This window comes from Streptococcus minor DSM 17118 (assembly GCF_000377005.1).
GTDB classification, from domain to species: Bacteria; Bacillota; Bacilli; order Lactobacillales; family Streptococcaceae; genus Streptococcus; species Streptococcus minor.
In genome coordinates this window covers 79564-96397 of record NZ_AQYB01000032.1, presented here as the reverse complement: position 1 = coordinate 96397, position 16834 = coordinate 79564, and the positions used below count along the sequence as shown (strand labels likewise).

The 16834-nt window shown below is 41.3% G+C and carries 20 protein-coding genes and 1 riboswitch; of the genes, 5 read left to right on the top strand and 15 right to left on the bottom strand.

Translation table 11 applies throughout. From position 1 onward, the window contains the following. Positions 1–53: 53 nt before the first annotated feature. The 3 genes from F602_RS0105640 to rplK form a co-directional block, all read right to left on the bottom strand. Entirely contained in the window at positions 54–1688 is a 1635-nt protein-coding gene (locus tag F602_RS0105640) for a putative polysaccharide biosynthesis protein (protein WP_018166987.1), read from the bottom strand. Positions 1689–1821: 133 nt separating this feature from the next. Then, on the bottom strand, positions 1822–2511 hold the full coding sequence (gene rplA, locus F602_RS0105635) for a 50S ribosomal protein L1 (RefSeq protein WP_018166986.1): 690 nt from the start codon (positions 2509–2511) through the stop codon (positions 1822–1824). A 97-nt stretch (positions 2512–2608) separates the two neighbouring features. Then, positions 2609–3034, bottom strand: a complete 426-nt coding sequence (rplK, locus tag F602_RS0105630; protein ID WP_018166985.1) for a 50S ribosomal protein L11 — start codon at positions 3032–3034, stop codon at positions 2609–2611. Positions 3035–3188: 154 nt separating this feature from the next. Here rplK and F602_RS0105625 point away from each other — a divergent pair, with 154 nt between their 5' ends. Beyond that, complete coding sequence (locus F602_RS0105625; protein WP_018166984.1) at positions 3189–3539, top strand: DUF3397 domain-containing protein; 351 nt, start codon at positions 3189–3191, stop codon at positions 3537–3539. Between the two features lie 33 nt (positions 3540–3572). Here the strand turns inward: F602_RS0105625 and gloA2 are convergent, their stop codons facing one another. The 3 genes from gloA2 to F602_RS0105610 form a co-directional block, all read right to left on the bottom strand. Then, positions 3573–3959, bottom strand: a complete 387-nt coding sequence (gloA2, locus tag F602_RS0105620; protein ID WP_018166983.1) for an SMU1112c/YaeR family gloxylase I-like metalloprotein — start codon at positions 3957–3959, stop codon at positions 3573–3575. Beyond that, positions 3959–6349, bottom strand: coding sequence for a DNA translocase FtsK (locus F602_RS0105615; RefSeq protein ID WP_018166982.1), 2391 nt, complete (start codon positions 6347–6349; stop codon positions 3959–3961). Before F602_RS0105615 ends, gloA2 begins: the two co-directional genes overlap by 1 nt. Before the next feature lie 121 nt (positions 6350–6470). Further along, the gene (locus tag F602_RS0105610; protein WP_245537562.1) at positions 6471–6983 is read right to left on the bottom strand and encodes a hypothetical protein; all 513 of its coding nucleotides are present in this window, start codon (positions 6981–6983) and stop codon (positions 6471–6473) included. Positions 6984–7156: 173 nt separating this feature from the next. Between F602_RS0105610 and F602_RS0105605 the strand changes: the two genes are divergently transcribed. Further along, complete coding sequence (locus F602_RS0105605) at positions 7157–7945, top strand: peptidylprolyl isomerase (RefSeq protein ID WP_018166980.1); 789 nt, start codon at positions 7157–7159, stop codon at positions 7943–7945. A 30-nt stretch (positions 7946–7975) separates the two neighbouring features. Here F602_RS0105605 and F602_RS0105600 read toward each other — a convergent pair whose 3' ends face one another. Continuing rightward, on the bottom strand, positions 7976–8536 hold the full coding sequence (locus F602_RS0105600; RefSeq protein ID WP_018166979.1) for an LOG family protein: 561 nt from the start codon (positions 8534–8536) through the stop codon (positions 7976–7978). A gap of 188 nt (positions 8537–8724) precedes the next feature. Here F602_RS0105600 and F602_RS0105595 point away from each other — a divergent pair, with 188 nt between their 5' ends. The 3 genes from F602_RS0105595 (at position 8725) to F602_RS0105585 (ending at position 11488) form a co-directional block, all read left to right on the top strand. After that, on the top strand, positions 8725–9147 hold the full coding sequence (locus tag F602_RS0105595; RefSeq protein WP_018166978.1) for a low molecular weight protein-tyrosine-phosphatase: 423 nt from the start codon (positions 8725–8727) through the stop codon (positions 9145–9147). 69 nt (positions 9148–9216) lie between these two features. Then, on the top strand, positions 9217–9642 hold the full coding sequence (locus tag F602_RS0105590) for an MORN repeat-containing protein (protein ID WP_018166977.1): 426 nt from the start codon (positions 9217–9219) through the stop codon (positions 9640–9642). After that, complete coding sequence (locus F602_RS0105585; protein WP_018166976.1) at positions 9632–11488, top strand: acyltransferase family protein; 1857 nt, start codon at positions 9632–9634, stop codon at positions 11486–11488. The genes F602_RS0105590 and F602_RS0105585 overlap by 11 nt, the downstream gene beginning before the upstream one ends. 26 nt (positions 11489–11514) lie before the next feature. Here F602_RS0105585 and F602_RS0105580 read toward each other — a convergent pair whose 3' ends face one another. From F602_RS0105580 to xerD, 8 genes are all read right to left on the bottom strand, one after another. Then, positions 11515–12165, bottom strand: a complete 651-nt coding sequence (locus F602_RS0105580; RefSeq protein ID WP_018166975.1) for a phosphatase PAP2 family protein — start codon at positions 12163–12165, stop codon at positions 11515–11517. A 23-nt stretch (positions 12166–12188) separates the two neighbouring features. After that, positions 12189–12758: an ECF transporter S component gene (locus F602_RS0105575; protein ID WP_018166974.1), complete on the bottom strand. Its 570-nt coding sequence runs from the start codon at positions 12756–12758 to the stop codon at positions 12189–12191. Between the two features lie 53 nt (positions 12759–12811). Beyond that, a riboswitch (FMN riboswitch) is annotated at positions 12812–12977 on the bottom strand. A gap of 64 nt (positions 12978–13041) precedes the next feature. After that, positions 13042–13584, bottom strand: a complete 543-nt coding sequence (locus tag F602_RS0105570; RefSeq protein ID WP_018166973.1) for a tRNA (cytidine(34)-2'-O)-methyltransferase — start codon at positions 13582–13584, stop codon at positions 13042–13044. A gap of 201 nt (positions 13585–13785) precedes the next feature. Beyond that, positions 13786–14037: a membrane protein insertion efficiency factor YidD gene (gene yidD / locus F602_RS0105565; protein WP_018166972.1), complete on the bottom strand. Its 252-nt coding sequence runs from the start codon at positions 14035–14037 to the stop codon at positions 13786–13788. Further along, the gene (locus F602_RS0105560) at positions 14037–14762 is read right to left on the bottom strand and encodes a pseudouridine synthase (RefSeq protein ID WP_018166971.1); all 726 of its coding nucleotides are present in this window, start codon (positions 14760–14762) and stop codon (positions 14037–14039) included. Before F602_RS0105560 ends, yidD begins: the two co-directional genes overlap by 1 nt. Positions 14763–14829: 67 nt before the next feature. Next, a complete protein-coding gene (gene scpB / locus F602_RS0105555; protein WP_018166970.1) occupies positions 14830–15393 on the bottom strand; it encodes an SMC-Scp complex subunit ScpB in 564 nt (187 codons plus the stop codon). Beyond that, entirely contained in the window at positions 15377–16096 is a 720-nt protein-coding gene (locus F602_RS0105550) for a segregation/condensation protein A (protein WP_018166969.1), read from the bottom strand. Before F602_RS0105550 ends, scpB begins: the two co-directional genes overlap by 17 nt. Continuing rightward, positions 16096–16833 (bottom strand): site-specific tyrosine recombinase XerD, encoded by a 738-nt coding sequence (gene xerD, locus F602_RS0105545; RefSeq protein WP_018166968.1) that lies wholly within the window; start codon positions 16831–16833, stop codon positions 16096–16098. Before xerD ends, F602_RS0105550 begins: the two co-directional genes overlap by 1 nt. Position 16834: the final 1 nt, after the last annotated feature.

The following is a 16834-nucleotide window of genomic DNA, read 5'->3' as shown; positions in this document are numbered from 1 at the left end:
TTTTAAATAGTATTATCTCTATCAAAAAATAAAAACCTGTTTCCAGGTTTTTATCAAGATATATGTAATTTTCGTCTCAAAGCATCTGCTTTTGCACCAATTAGTCTGTCTAATTGCCGCGTCCACAGTGTCAAATAACCGTAAATCATTACTCCTGCTGACCCAACTAACAGAAGATGGACCAGACTACTCATCCGACCGACTGGCGGCAATACCTGACTCAGTGCCCATTCAAGAACAAAGACAGCTAGCCCCATAATGAGGGAGAGGATGCTGATACCCATGATATTTTTCTTAACGGCAGTCTTGTTGATCCCTACCACTTTATCGATACGACGGAAAATCAAAGCATTGGATACAAAGAGGCCGACCGCCGTTGACAAGAGTGGTCCGTAAGCATGGAAGAAATAGATAAAAGGAAAATGAAGGATGATTTTGACAACTAAGCCAGTGATGAAGAAGATGATTCCCTTACGATTTTCAAAAATCCCCTGAATCACTACTCCAAAGAGAGTATAGAGACCCTGTAATAAAATCAATAGCAAATTAGCCCTGAATAATCCGATAGCTGTTGACTCTGATGCTCCATAAAAGACAACATAAAGTGGTCTAGCCAGAATGACTGTTCCTACAATGGCTGGAATAATCACAATGGCAAGCATTCGAATATTATCCGTAATGAGGGTAGAAGTACCCTTGATATCTTTTTTCACAAAAGATTCTGTAATCATTGGAATAGCCACACTACCAATTGAACCTGCTACTCCGATGATAACCATGGTAATCTTACTAGGATTAGAGAGCATGTAGGAGTAATCTACCAATAGTTCTTTTTTAGACAAGCTGGTAGTTGCCTTCATAAAGTTGACAAAGGTGATTTGATCTACAAATTGATAAGCTTGAATTGCAGAACCAATCACGATTAACGGAATAGCTTCCTTAACTGTTTCAATAATCAAGGCCTTTAAATCAATCGAAATAACTGACTCTGGCTTTTTTAAAACCCGTGCAATGTATCCACCTTTTTGCAAGGCAAAAACGAGGACAGCAATACTGGCAATCATGCCGACAAAAGCACCAAAGGTTGATTGCACAACGGCTTTGAGATAATCCCCGGAACCTATCTTCATGATGAAAAAGGTGGCTCCCCAAATCCAAATGACACGCGCAATCTGCTCTACAATTTGGCTGATAGCGTATGGTTTCATATTATTGTGACCTTGAAAAAAACCACGCATAATACTCATAGCAGGGAATATAAGAATAGGTGGAACCAAACTGTACATGACTGGCGTCAGTTGTTCCTTAGAACCAGACATCGCAGCTAAAATAGGAGAAAAGAGATACATAAAAGCTGCAAAGATCAGGCCTAAAACCAGCATGAGCTTAAAAAACTCTCTAACCAGATAATAGGAAACATCCTGTCTATCTAGAGCATTGTATTTGGCAATTTGCTTGGCCATAGCTGTTGGCAAACCAACTGTCGAAATAAGTAGAAAAGTCGCATAAACTTGATAGCCCATATTAAAGAGGGCATTTGCCTCAAATCTGTGTTCTCCCATCCAAATAAACCAGGGAATCACATAGATAATCCCCAGTAAACGGCTGATAAAGTTCCCAGCTGTTAGCCAGGCCATTCCGCGCACCATCGTTTCCTGCTGATGGCTTTGTTTACTATTTTGTGACATGTTCTTCTCTTTCATTTTTACTAGTCTGAAACCTCATTATAAACTTTTCCCTGTCACTTGTAAAACCAAAACCCTGGTGACTATTCCCAAAAAAGAAGAAAAAAGCACCGCCTAAGCTGTGCTCTCTATTTTCTTAAAGTGAATTTGGGTCAACTTTGATACCAACACCTTGAGTGGTAGTAATGGTTACAGAAGTCATGTAAGTACCCTTTGCAGTAGCTGGTTTTGCCTTTACCATCACATCATGGAAGGCTTTGAAGTTTTCAACCAACTTGTCAGCTTCGAATGAAACTTTACCGATGATGGCTTGTACGATACCTGCTTTGTCAGCACGGTAAGTAATTTTACCACCTTTAGACTCTTCAACTGCCTTAGCAACATCCATAGTTACTGTACCAGTTTTAGGGTTTGGCATCAGGTTACGTGGACCAAGCACGCGACCAAGACGACCAACAAGAGCCATCATATCTGGTGTTGCGATAACAACATCGAAATCCAACCAACCACCGTTGATTTTAGCAACGAGGTCATCTTCACCAACGAAGTCTGCACCAGCAGCTTTTGCTTCTTCAGCCTTAGCACCACGAGCGAAAACTAAGACACGTGAAGTTTTACCTGTACCATTTGGCAATACCATTGCACCACGGATTTGTTGGTCTGCTTTACGAACATCAATATTCAAGTTGTATGCAACTTCTACAGTTGCATCAAATTTTGCAAAGTTTAATTCTTTTGAAAGTGCTACAGCTTCTTCTACACTGTAGGCTTTTGTGCTGTCAATTTTCTCAAGAGCAGCACGTAGTTGTTTGCCTTTTTTAGCCATGTTAATATTCTCCTTGTAATGTGGTTAAATCGAGATCATCTCCCACGTCACCCATCGAGAATCGATGAAGTCTGCGGGTAATCGGAATTCTCACTGATTAGTCAGCAATAGCGAATCCCATAGAACGAGCAGTACCTTCAATCATACGCATAGCAGCTTCTAGGCTTGCAGCGTTCAAATCTGGCATCTTAGTTTCTGCAATTTGTTGAATTTGTGCACGAGTCACAGTTGCAACTTTGGCAGTGTTCGGTGTGCCTGATCCTTTTTCAACACCTGCAGCTTTTTTCAACAGAACAGCAGCTGGTGGTGTTTTACAGATGAAGTCAAATGATTTATCTTCATACACAGAGATAACAACTGGGATAATCATACCAGCTTGGTCAGCTGTACGAGCGTTGAACTCTTTAGTGAATCCCATGATATTGATACCTGCTTGACCAAGTGCTGGACCAACCGGTGGAGCTGGAGTAGCTTTACCTGCAGGAATCTGAAGTTTTACAAGTTTTTCGACTTTTTTAGCCATGATATAAAATCCTCCTATTGTGGTTTTGGCGGTAATATCAGATTTTTACCTCCCACAAATATGTGATTTACACATACCTTCTTATTATACAGGATTTTCAAGAAAAAGCAAGCTAAATGTTTACTTTTTCTAACTTTTCTTATAGAATAAGGCTATGACATTCTTGAAATTTGCTGCCATATTATTTATCATTTTAAATTTTACGATTTCCATTATCCTTGTCAAACTATTGCGTTTACAAAAAAAGGGGTGGAACTTTGCAGATATTGCCTTTCCTCTTTTTGTTTTCGAGTTTTATCTGATTACAGACAAGGCCTACTATCATAGTCTCCTGCCTCATCTTTTTCTGGCTTTGTCAATACTGACCATTGCCATCGCTTGTATCTTCCTTTGGAAAAGAAAGGATTTTACCTACTCCCGATTTTTCAAACTCTTTTGGCGAGCAGGTTTTCTCTTAACCTTCTTAATTTACCTAGCTATGACTATTTCTCTTTTTCTAATGTAAGTAAAGGTCCCGTTTCAACAACGGGACCTTATTTCATTCATGAATTTCTAATGGAAGACCATCTGGATCAAAGAAGAAAGCCATTTTCTTCCCATCAAAGTCATCCCTGCGCAACCCCTGATGCGAAATACCAAGCTGGTCAAACTGAGCCAGGCATTCTTCAACGCTGTCCACCCGAAAGGCTACATGTCTTAAACCTGTATGTTCAGGATTGGGAATAGCAGGTCGCAAAGGTGCATCTTCCTTGATGAAAATTTCTAAGACTAGATTTCCCTTTCGGATATTGAAGAGGATGTCCTTTTTCTCTGGTCGAATGTGCTCATCCAGCTGTTCAAAGCCTAGTTTATTGACATAAAAATCATGAGTTTTCTCATAGTTGCGACCGATAATTGCGATATGGTGAATCGTATCTAACTTCATCATTGTGTTTCCAATACCTTTCTTGGCTTGGTCCCTTCTGCTGGGCCGATGACGCCAGCCGCTTCTAACTCTTCCATGAGGCGGGTTGCACGGTTAAAGCCGACAGATAGGCGGCGTTGGATCATAGAGGCGGAGGCTTTTTGAGTTTCTACTACTAAAGCTCGTGCCTCCTCAAATAAGGGATCTCCCCCGTCATCTCCTGATGAACCTGTGCCAGAATCAAAGTCCGCATCTGATACCTCACCAGGATCAAAAGCCTCATCGTATTCCGCTTCGGCCTGATTCTTGATAAAGGTCACAATAGCCTCTACATCTCCATCCGAGATAAAGGATCCTTGCAGACGGACTGGGTGGCTTTCTCCAATTGGGCTAAAGAGCATATCTCCACGGCCAAGGAGTTTTTCGGCTCCATTTACATCCAAAATGGTTCGGCTGTCTGTACCGCTAGAAACCGCAAAAGCAATCCGGGATGGTACATTGGCTTTAATGAGACCAGAAATGACATCAACTGATGGACGTTGGGTCGCCAAAATCATGTGGATACCAGCTGCTCGTGCTTTTTGTCCTAAACGAATAATGGCATCTTCTACTTCCTTGCTAGCCACCATCATAAGGTCAGCCAGTTCATCTACAATAACGACTATCAATGGTAATGGAATTTGTTTTTCTGCTGACTGTCGATTATACTCTTCTACCTTAGCGTTATAACCTTCAAGATTCCGAACTCCTACATGACTAAAGAGCTCGTAACGCTTCTCCATCTCATCAACGACCTTCTGTAGGGCACGCGCGGCCTTGCGAGGATTGGTTACAACAGGAATCAGAAGATGGGGAATATCATTATAGACAGAGAGCTCTACCATTTTCGGATCGATCATCATAAACTTGACTTGGTCCGGTCCAGCTTTCATTAAAATAGAAGCAATGATACCATTGACCGCAACTGACTTTCCTGAACCAGTAGAACCAGCCACCAACAAGTGAGGCATCTTGGTCAAGTCAAAGGAGCGAACCGAGCCATTAACAGCTTTACCCAAGGGAATATCTAAGAACTTATTAGGATCCGTCTTGGATTGTTCCCAAAGTTCGCGGAATGGCACCGTCGCTACTTCCGAATTAGGTACTTCAATACCGACCAAAGATTTCCCTGGAATAGGTGCCTCAATGCGGACATCCTTAGCAGCTAAAGCCAATGCTAAGTCATCGGCCAGATTAGAAATCCGATTGACACGGACACCAACAGCTGGCTTGACCTCATACTTGGTCACCGAAGGACCTATTTCAGCCCGTTCCACGGTTACTTTAATACCAAAGCTGGCAAATGTATCTTCCAAAACCTTGATGTTTTCACGGACAATCTTTTTCTCATTGGCTTGACTTTTGACTCTGACAGGAGCCAAAAGAGAAACCGTTGGCAGTTGGTAAGATAAGCGACGCTTTGGTTGGAAGTCAATCGCTACTTCTTCCATGTCATCGTCCACACTGGCATCATCCACAAGAATCTCTTCTTGTGCTAAATGGATGGGGAATTCTTCCTCGTAATGTTCCGTTCTAGGTGCTGATTCAGCTTGAATAGATAGGGGAACTCTTTCTTCACTCCATTCTGGGTCTAAATCTGGTTCTAAGATTTCACCTGTTTCCAAATCAACATCTTTTTCCAACTCTTCCAGCATGCGAGCCTGTCTTTGAGCTTCCAATTCTGCTTCATAGGCTGCTTCTTCCTCTAAGCGTTGCGCTTCTCTGATCGCTTTTTGCTCATTCTTTTTAGCTTGTTTGACTGCTTTTTTTTCTGCACGAATCGCACTTTTAACCTTATGTTGCTCTCTAAGGTAGGCAAAGGCATCCGCCAAATCATAAACTGTCCAAGGGCTCATAAAGAAAAGACCAAAGACTATCAATAGACCACCAATAAAGAAACTTCCTAGATTGGCAAAAAGGAAAGAGACAGGCATATACAAGCCACCACCTATCAGACCGCCACCTAAAAATTCTTTTACCTGTACTAGCCTAATTTCCTGAAAGGCTAAACGAATAGTATTGTGAAAGAGCTGATTCCCCTTGTATACTAGGTCTAAATAGGCCTGAAATTCCAATAAAACTCCAGCAAGAAAAAGGAAAAAGCCTGAAAGCATTCCCTCTTGCCGGCTAAGACGGTGCCAAAAAAGAACACCGATAGCCAAACCGGCGATTAAGATATAGGCTGCACTACCTACTAGCAGACGCAACAAATTGTAAGTAGTAACCCCAACTAGGCCCAATCGACTAGCAGCAAGGGCTAACACCAAGAGCAAGCCAATCCGAAAAAGAATAGCTTGGATTTTCTTTTTTTGAGCCAATTCAGCCTTGGTTGGACGGCGAGTTGACTTCCCTTTTTTCATCTTCTTAGACATAATATCCTCTTCTACACAGTATCATTTCATTTTATCATATTTTTAGCTATTTTTCAGGAGAAATACAAAAATGCACCAATCTGGTGCAGCTATCTTCAAAAAATGAAATTGGAAACTAAAATTAGAAGTTCTTCTTGGGATGGCGGTCAATCACCTGTGGATGATCATCAATGGCCTTCTCACCTTTTGCTGTCAAGGCATATCCACGAACAGTAAAATATGTTCCCAGTTCTTGCTCAGAAAAGTGGTCCTTTAAAGCTTGGTCCAGATCAGCCACCTTCATTTTAGATAAGCCCTTGATATTCTTACTTTTTAAAATATTCTTTTTCGAGGACGCAGACACATGATTGAGGGAGTCAAAGGCCGACTCTTCATAAGCATAGCCCTTTTTAATTAACTGTTGCATGTGAGCAGGACCATTGATACCATAGGAATATTCAAAATATTTGCTGTAAATGGTGTCATTAGCAAATGTTCCAAAACGAATCCGCCACAAGAGAATAATATCTCCAGGTAAGAGGCCATCAGCTAAAAGACTCATGTTTTTACGTGGAACTGGTTTGAAATCCTCAGTTGCTACATCACGCTGAGGGGAAATATAGGGTTTCACCTCAAAATCATCATACAGTGCCATCAAACCATCCTCTTTCTCTTTCATTTTATTGGCCCAGTATAACACAGTTTCTCTGATTATGGTATAATGAAGTCTGTAGTAGAGACAACTATTTTTGGTGTATTTTTTTGAATATTGACCAAAAAGCAACTCCTCTCTAAACATATACAAATCTATCTCCAGAAAGGTTCCCTATGAAAAAAATTCTATGCCTAGCACTCGCATCCAGCCTCCTCTTAGCAGCTTGCTCTTCTAAAACGGACACAGTGGATAGCTCATCAACAGCAACTTCTACCAGCACAGAAAGTAGCTCTTCTGACAACTATGCTAAAGACCTGGCCTACGCAATCAACAATCCAAAGGCCAACTTCCCGCAACTATCCACAGATATTGCTGACAATGAAGCAGCTGTCAAGATAAAAACGAGCGCTGGTGACATCACCATCAAGCTCTTCCCAGAGGAAGCTCCACTGGCTGTTGAAAACTTCCTGACTCACGCCAAGGAAAAGTACTACGATGGCATTATTTTCCACCGTGTTATCAACGGATTCATGATTCAAGGGGGTGACCCTGAGGGCAAGGGTACTGGCGGTCACTCAATCTGGGCTGGTAAAGATGAGAAAATCGACGCAGGCAATGGCTTTAAAAATGAAATTTCTGCCTTCCTCTACAACATCCGTGGCGCTCTCGCAATGGCTAATGCCGGTGCAGACACCAATGGCAGCCAGTTCTTTATCAATCAAAATCCAGCCGATGCTTCTGGTCAACTAAGCAGCGGAAAAACACCTGGTAAGATTATCGAAGCTTATAAAAACGGTGGAAACCCAAGCTTGGATGGAGGCTACACAGTCTTTGGGCAAGTCATCGAAGGCATGGATATTGTGGATAAGATTGCTAGTAGCGAGACAGATGCCAACGACAAACCAACCAATGACATTACAATCAACAGTATTGAAGTCATCAAAGATTACAGTTTCAAATAAACCATAAAAACCAGGAATAACCTGGTTTTTTTAATATTCTCGGATACTTGGTGCCTCATAATTTTGGATAAAGGTCTCGATCTCTGCTAAATTGTCAGTGAACAAAACCTTTTCCCGATCAGCCTGACTAAGAAAACCTTGTTCTACCATGTGTTCAAACATCGCTTGTAATGAGTCATAATAGCCATTGATATTATAAAGGATACAAGGGCCGTCATTTTGCCCCACTCTGGACCAGGAAATCACTTCAGAAATTTCTTCCAGAGTACCTGGACCACCAGGAAGAGCAATAAAAGCTTGGGACAAGTCCATCATCTTCGCCTTCCTCTCGTGCATATCTGATACGATGATTAACTGACTCAAACCTGCATGGGCTATTTCCCTCTCCTGAAGGAAAATTGGCATCACACCAATCGTCTCACGACCATGTGCTATCATACGATCTGCCATAACCCCCATCAGACCAACCTTACCCCCACCAAAGACCAAATCATACTCCCTTGAGGCCATCCAATCTGCCAACATCAATGACTTTTCTTCATAAATGGGATGATGACCCAAATTCGCTCCACAAAAAATTGCTATTTTCATCCCAAAACCTACTCCTATGTTCTATTATTCTCTTCATTATATCATATCCAAACCTTCACAGCCTCAAACTGTTAAGGAGCCTTACTAGTAAGTAGTGATTTCATATTTTAAGGAGCTTTTCCTCCTTTTCATTGAAGTCCTTGACCGGCTGATGTATAATAGGATATATAGAGAAAGGAGAGAACTTGATGCAAAAAATTGCCTTTGTTTGCTTGGGAAATATCTGCCGTAGCCCCATGGCTGAGTTTGTGATGAAATCCTTGACCGATCAAGTCTATATCGAGAGTCGAGCTACTTCTAACTGGGAGCATGGCAACCCTATCCATAGAGGGACTCTTCGTGTTTTTCAGGAACACCACATTTCCTATGACAAGCATAAACGTTCAATCCCTCTCGCTAAATCTGATTTTTATGAATTTGATTATTTGATTGGGATGGATGAGCAAAATGTGCGTGATATGTTGGCTATGGCTCCGGTTGAATGTCAGAAAAAAATCCTACTTTTCGATAAGCAAGGTGTTCCCGACCCCTACTATACTGGTCGCTTTGAAGCTACTTATCAGCAAGTAATCAAGGGTTGCCAAGATTGGCTAAATTTCCTGAAAAAATAGCCTGATACTTTTGTAGAATGTCTCATAAAATGGTAAAATAGGAGCAAGCAATCAGAAAGAGATAATAAAATGAAAAAGATTCCACTTAATCTAGATGGACTGCTAAGCAACATCAAGCCCCATCTAACCCGAACAAATGCTGAATGGGCCTCTCTAGGCCTGATTATCCTGTGCACCCTAACTCTCTTTATCGGGCGTATTCCTAGCCAAAAGACCTTGACTTTGGATAATGGGAACATTATCTATCATGGAAATGTCCAAACCAATAAAATGAATGGGCAGGGTAAGGTGACTTTTGCCAATGGAGATATCTACGAAGGCAACTTTAATAATGGCTTTTTTGATGGTAAGGGAAAATTTATAGCCAAGGAAGGCTGGACCTATGTTGGTGAATTTAAAAAAGGCCAGGCAGATGGTCAAGGAAAACTAACAACTCAGACAAAAACTGTCTATGAAGGAAGATTTAAACAGGGGATTTATCAGCATGAAGATTAGATGGTTTGCCTTTATCCGTACAACAGGCCTTGTTTGGGTCCTGCTTTATCATTTTTTTGTTAAATACTTTCCAGGTGGTTTTGTCGGGGTCGATTTGTTCTTCACCCTATCTGGTTATCTGATGACAGCCAATCTCATTGACCAATATGCCCGCGAAGAAAAGATTGACCTTAAGTCATTCTTTAAAAAGCGCTTCTATCGGATTTTTCCACCTCTGGTGCTAATGATTCTAATCACAACGCCCCTAGCCCTGCTGATTCGCAACGATTTTATTGCCAATATCGGCCAGCAGATTACTACCACTCTTGGCTTTGTCACCAATTATTTTGAGATTTTATCCGGTAACTCCTATGAGAATCAATTTACCCCTCATCTCTTTGTCCATACATGGACTCTGGCTGTAGAAATTCATTTCTATATCGCGTGGATTTTAGCAGTTCGATTTATGGCTAAAAAAGTTGAGAGAGTGGGGCAACTCAAAGGTTTCATTTTCCTTAGCTCCAGCCTTATTGCTCTCCTGAGTTTCCTATCAATGTTTGTTTCTAGCTTCTTCGTAGACGAATTTTCCCGTATCTACTTCTCCAGTTGGACCCATATTTTCCCATTCTTTATCGGTTCCGCTCTAGCAAGCTTGATAGGAATCCAAACGACAACACCTGCCTTCAAGCGAATCAGCGACTCCGTTTCAATAAAAAATCTAAGTATGGCTGGTGTTGGAGCACTTTCCGTCATGACCTTCCTCCTCTTCTTCCTGAAGTTTACAAGCATCTGGACCTATCTCTTTGGTCTCCTTTTATCCAGTCTAGCTACTTCTGTCCTGATTGTGATAGCGAGAATACTCCACGAGCGTCTGCCTAATAGGAAGGAGCCGGCTGTACTTGGTTTTATTTCTAGCATTTCTTATAGTATCTACCTTTTCCATTGGCCTTTCTACATTATCTTCAACCAACTATTTGGCCATCTAGTTACCGTTGTCCTAACTATTGTTTTCACCATTATCTTTGCCACTTTCTCCTTCTATGTATTGGAACCTTATCTGATTGGCAAGGATGGAAAACTCTTTGGTATGACTATTTCCTTAAAACCTTATGGAAAATGGGTAGCTACAACTGGACTGACTCTCACCTTGCTAACAACTAGTATTGCTCTCTTTGCACCTAAAATCGGAGCTTTTGAAGCAGACCTGTTGGTTAAGGGCCTCCAACAAGCTAATACACAAATGCACCAGACCAAAACTTTTGCGGAAAGAGGCAAAGCTTCAGCCTTTGAGATTACCGAAGGTGTCACCATTATCGGAGATTCTGTGACCCTTCGGGCAACCCCGCAATTGCAGGCGGCCCTGCCTGATGCCATCATCGATGCCCAAGGTAGTCGCAATACGCTGCAAGCCTATGAAGTCATGATGACGAATATTCAAAATTCTACTTTGATGAAGGAGGTCGTCATCGCGACGGGTGTCAATACGATACCTAATTATGAAGAGGCATTAAACAAGATTATTGATGATTTACCAAATGGTCACCATCTCATTCTTGTTACTCCTTATGATGGTAATTCCCCTTACTACGATGATCCTATTGCTGAAAAACATACCCAGTATGTCTATGAGTTAGCTAAGAAGTATGACTTTATTGCCATCGCTGATTGGAATAAGGTTTCCAAAACCAATCCTCAAGTCTGGGAAGGCAGCGACTACATCCACTTTGGTGGAAATAATGATACCACTATCCAAGGTGGTACACTCTATACTCAAGCCATCCAAGACGCTTTAGCTATGGTCAAAGATATGCCTGTAAAAAATGTTGTCAAACCAGATACAACACCTGCGGAAACAACCACTGAATAAAAAATAAGTTTGAGAATTTCTCAAACTTATTTTTGTTTGCTTTGAAAACGCCAAGTAAAGCGATAGCGATCATAGGTGGGATACAAACCTAGCAGTAAAGTTAAGGCTAGTAACCATCCGGCAATGATGTCAGTTGGAAAATGAACTCCGATATAGATACGGGATAGAGCAACTAAAATAGCAAGTCCAATCACGAGTCCCTGCCCCAGATAACGCCAAAGTTTATCCTGGCATCTCTGATAAAGGACAATAACTAGGACTCCCGCCACCAACATAGTCGCAGCCGTATGCCAACTAGGGAAGGAATAACCAATAGTACTAATAACCCACTCAATGGTTGGTCTTGGTCTTTGATAGAGGAACTTCAGAGCAGTCGATGCTCCTAACATCAAAAAGAGACTCCCCACCAAGAAAAAGATTTCTGCCTTCCAGTTCTTCCGATAGAAAAAAGTGGATAGAATAAGCACAAGGCTAAAGAGGGGGACCACATTGCCCAGAACCGTAATGGATGTCCAAAAACGACTGGCTATAGCTGGCAAATCGCCACGAACAGCGGTTTGAACAGCTGTATCAAATCCTGTCAAGTAAGCAGGGTAAAATTTGACTACATAACCCAAGATGACAAAGGCAAGAGCTGCATAAGAAGCGTTTTTATAGTGTTTAAGTGAATGTTTCATGCTCTAAGCATAACATATTTTTCTTATATTTTCTTTAATATTGGCTTCAAAGCTCCATAAACGAAATAAAAGACTACGGAAAAGATGATACCTTGGATAAAGTTAAAAGGCAGTACCATACCAAAAAGGTAATTGCCAACACCCAAAATTTTTCCAACATCAAAATTGGCAAAGGTGGCATACATCGGCATAGCATAAACATAATTGAGCACTAACATCCCCAGAGTCAGGCTAATCGTTCCCAACAAACTAGCTTGCACATAGGTTTTTACAGTTGGATTCTTCTTCCAAACTATGGCCATTGCCAGAATAAACAAGATATAAGCGATAACATTCATAGGCATACCAATCATGGATGACGGCCCATTATTGTTGAGTAGTAACTGCAAGACTGATCGAATCAAGAGAATCACAAGAGAACTTTTCAAATCAAGAACTACTAAACCAATCAAGATTGGCAGAATAGAAAAATCTAACTTGAGAAAGTCCGCTCCTGGTAAAATTTGAAACTGGACATACATCAATAGAAATGATATGGCTGAAAGGATGGCAATATAAGCCATCTTACGTGTGTGTGTTGTCGATGTTGACATAAAAAAATCCTCCAATTTTTACAAATTAGAGACGTGAAAAAGCCAAAAAGCCCCTTCGTCTCCTCCCATCCAGACTATACTGTCGGTTGTGGAATCACACCACATCAGCTTGCGCTCGCGGACTTCAAAGGAATCATTTCTTCGATACTAGGTTGTCTCGTAGAAAAAATCACCTTTGTCACCGCCGGTCGGGAATTTCACCCTGCCCTGAAGACACCTCTATCATACCAAAAAAGCCCTGCATCTGCAAGGGCTTGGTTTTTTATTGTTAAGAAAATCACATTTATTTCAATTTATCTATCTCATAATGATGAATTAATTCTAAACCTGCAAAGTTCTGCTGGCGAAGAGCTTCATACACTATCATACAGACTGCATTAGAGACATTTAGACTACGAACATGCTCATCATTCATAGGAATACGCAGAGCCTTATCCTCATGCCGACGCATAAACTCCTCAGGCAATCCCGTATCTTCACGTCCAAAGACAAAATAATGAACCTGACCATCATCATAGTGTTCATCTGAATAAGTTGATGCTGCAAACTTGGAAATCAGATGAACTCGTCCATTTTGTGCCTTAGCCATAAATTCATCAAGGCTGTCGTAAAAACGGACATCCAACTTATCCCAATAATCCAAGCCCGCCCGTTTCATCTTGCGATCATCAATGGGAAATCCCATCGGTCGGATGATATGGAGAGGAGAGTTAGTGGCCGCACAGGTGCGAGCAATATTGCCAGTGTTTTGTGGAATTTGCGGCTCAAACAAGACCACATGATTGTAGGATGATTCTTCCTGATGAGACAAGGTTTCGATATTCATAGCAGCCTCCAGACAGCGTTTTTTACAAAAAAAATGCCACACTGCCCGGAGTCAAGCTCAGCAAACAGCATGGTGAATGAATGTTCACTCACTTAAATCACAACAGGTTTGATTTAAATAAATGAATAATACGTAATCAGTATACCATAAATTCAGCTCAAATCAAGAATTATGACCGATTTTTTTCATTTTTACTGAAAATTATCGAAATGGCTTTTTCTCAGAATTCCTTTTTAGACTAAAATATTCTGGAACAGGATCCTCACCACCTTCCACGAAGGGATGACAGCGAAAAATGCGTGCCAGCCCCATGAGAAATCCTTTTATGCCATGTTTTTCCAAGGCTTGAATCATATAACTGGAACAAGTTGGACGGTAACGGCAAGAAGGTGGGGTTAAGGGTGAGATGAACCTCTGGTAAAGTCGCACCAACCAAATCAAGATCTGTTTCATTATTTTTTCTTGGTCACCGCCAGAGTATGGAGACGGCTAACTTCTTTTTTGTTGAGACGGCGAGCTTCACCTGGACGTAACCCTGTCAAATCGAGATTGCCAAACTGGGTTCGAGACAGTTTATCTACCAACAATCCCACTGCTTCAAACATCTTTTTAACTTGGTGATTACGACCTTCATGGATGGTTAATTGCACCACCGAACGGTTTTTAACTGGATCTACTTTAATGATTTCATAAACTGCTGGTTTTGTTTTCTTACCATCGATGACCACACCACGAGTGAGTGGACGCAAAACTTCCTTGTTGGCAATCCCTTTAACACGCGCTACATAGACCTTATCAATTTCATTTCGTGGGTGTACCATCTCATCAGAAAAATCTCCATCATTGGTCAGGAGAAGGACACCTGTTGTATCCCAATCCAGACGGCCAACTGGGTAGATACGCTCCTTGACTTGAGGCAATAAGTCTACAACTGTTTTTCTTCCTTTGTCATCTGAAACACTGGAGATAACACCTCGTGGTTTGTTGAGAAGGTAGTAAACTTTCTCCTCGTTGTAAATAGGTTGACCTTCTACTTCTACCTTATCACCTGATTTTACAGTAGTGGCTAACTCCCGAACTACTTGACCATTGATTGTCACTAACCCTTGCTTGATGAATTCTTCTGCCTTACGGCGGCTAGCTACACCAGCATGGGCAATGTATTTATTGATTCTCATGTTCTCTTTTAGAAATGCAGGATAACTCCTCATTTCCATCCTTTCTCGATTTCACAACCGTGTTTTTTTATGATTCTTCTACTATTTTTTCAACGAATAATTCGGATTCTTCATCGACCAAATCCAAGTCAGAAACCTCAGGCAGTTCGCTCAAATCATTGATTCCCATGTAGTCTAGAAAATAGTCAGTCGTCACATATAGATTGGGGCGACCAATCACTTCTTTTTTTCCATCTTCCCGAATTAAATCAAAAGCCTGAAGCTTACTAATAGCACTACTGGAGTTGACTCCACGAATGTCATCGACCTCAATCCGCGTAATAGGCTGCTTGTAGGCAATGATGGATAGTGTCTCAAGCAAGGCTCGGCTCATCGATTGGTTGATTGGGGTACGCGAATAGGTACGCAAGAGCTCGGCATAGTTCTTTTTGGTAACCAGCTTGTAGCGTTTGGAGGTTTCAACAAGAGCCAAACCTGAGTCCTTATCTACCGTATACTTTTCTGCCAATTTTTCTAACTGTTGGATGAGAGCAGATGGCTGCAATTGCAACAATTCAGCTAGTTCACGAACCGTTAAACCGTCTTCTCCAGCTACAAATAAAAGGACTTCTAACTCAGCTAAGTGGCTCATCTTCTCTCCTTACCAAATAAATTTCTCCAAATGTTTCTTTTTGTTCCATACTAATTTCGTGGACCTTAACCAACTCCAAAGTTGCTAGAAATATAGTAATCAATTCGTTCAAGTTTTGACTTTCCTTAAAAATACTACTTAAACTCAAACGTTTAGACGAACCGAATTGAGCCCGAACTGCATCCATCATATCCTCAATCTTGTACTCATCGCGGGCGATTGTGGTGTTTGATTTCCGGAATTCAGCTTGTTTTTCAGCCATCACTTTGGAAAAGGCCAAGAAAAGGTCAATGGTGGACTTGTCCTGAACTAGATTGACATCCTCATAGACCAACTCCAACTTGGGTTTAGAAAAATAGTTGGCCCGCTCATTATGCTGTTCCCCCAATTTTTCGCTCAGAATTTTGAACTTGCGGTATTCTTCCAATTGGTCCAAAAGCGCTTGTTCGGGATCTTCCTCCTCCAACACTTCTTCTACCACTTTAGGCAACAGCCTCCGACTCTTGATCAGCATCAGTTGGCTAGCCATGACCATATATTCTCCAGCTACTTCTAAACGCATAGCCTGGAGAGTAGATATGTAGCCTAGGTATTGCTCGATGACCTCGGTAATCGGTACCTCATAAATATCCATCTGATACTTAGAAACTAGATGGAGAAGTAAATCCAAGGGTCCTTCAAAATCTTTTAACTTAATATCCATTATCTATATTTTTCTAAACTCATGGGCGAACGAAGCCCTAGTTGCTTGGCCAGTTTATCTAGACTTTGACCTTTCGCTAATTGTGACAAGATATACTGATCACGTAAATACTGTGCTGTCCATTCTCTATGTCCGATAGAGGCTGCAAATTCTGACAAGCGATTGAAAAACCACTGACGAGAATAGGGTTGTCCTTTCTTATCAAAGAGATAGGTTCCCGATGGCAACCCTTGCAGATAAGGAAGAAGCTCTTTAGGGAGGGAAATAATCCGTCTGTCTCTAGCCTTCTCCAGAGTCAACATCTGAAAATCTAGATTGAGTTCTTCTTGACGCAGACCAGCAATCTCACTAGGTGTCAGACCTAAATTGGCAACTAGGAGAGCAATCAACTGACCTTCTTGATAGGGGGTTTCCTGCCAAAGAAGCGACAGTTCCTCAGCTACCTGTGGCACAGGTTGACGCTCATGCTTAACGGATTGACTAGATTTCAATTTGTAAAAACGATCTAGATAACCCTCTTCATAAAGAAAATATAAAAACTGATTGACAGCTGACTGCTTACGTTTTTGAACACTCATCTTGCAATCCTGAATAGAGGCCTGATAAATGGCCAGCTTAGCTGTTGAAACCTGATTCTGACAAAGATGAACAAACTGTTGCAGATCATACTGATAGGCCAGTCGAGAATTTTCTGCCAACTCTTTTTTTGCTAAAAAGTCTGAAATATATTTTTCCATA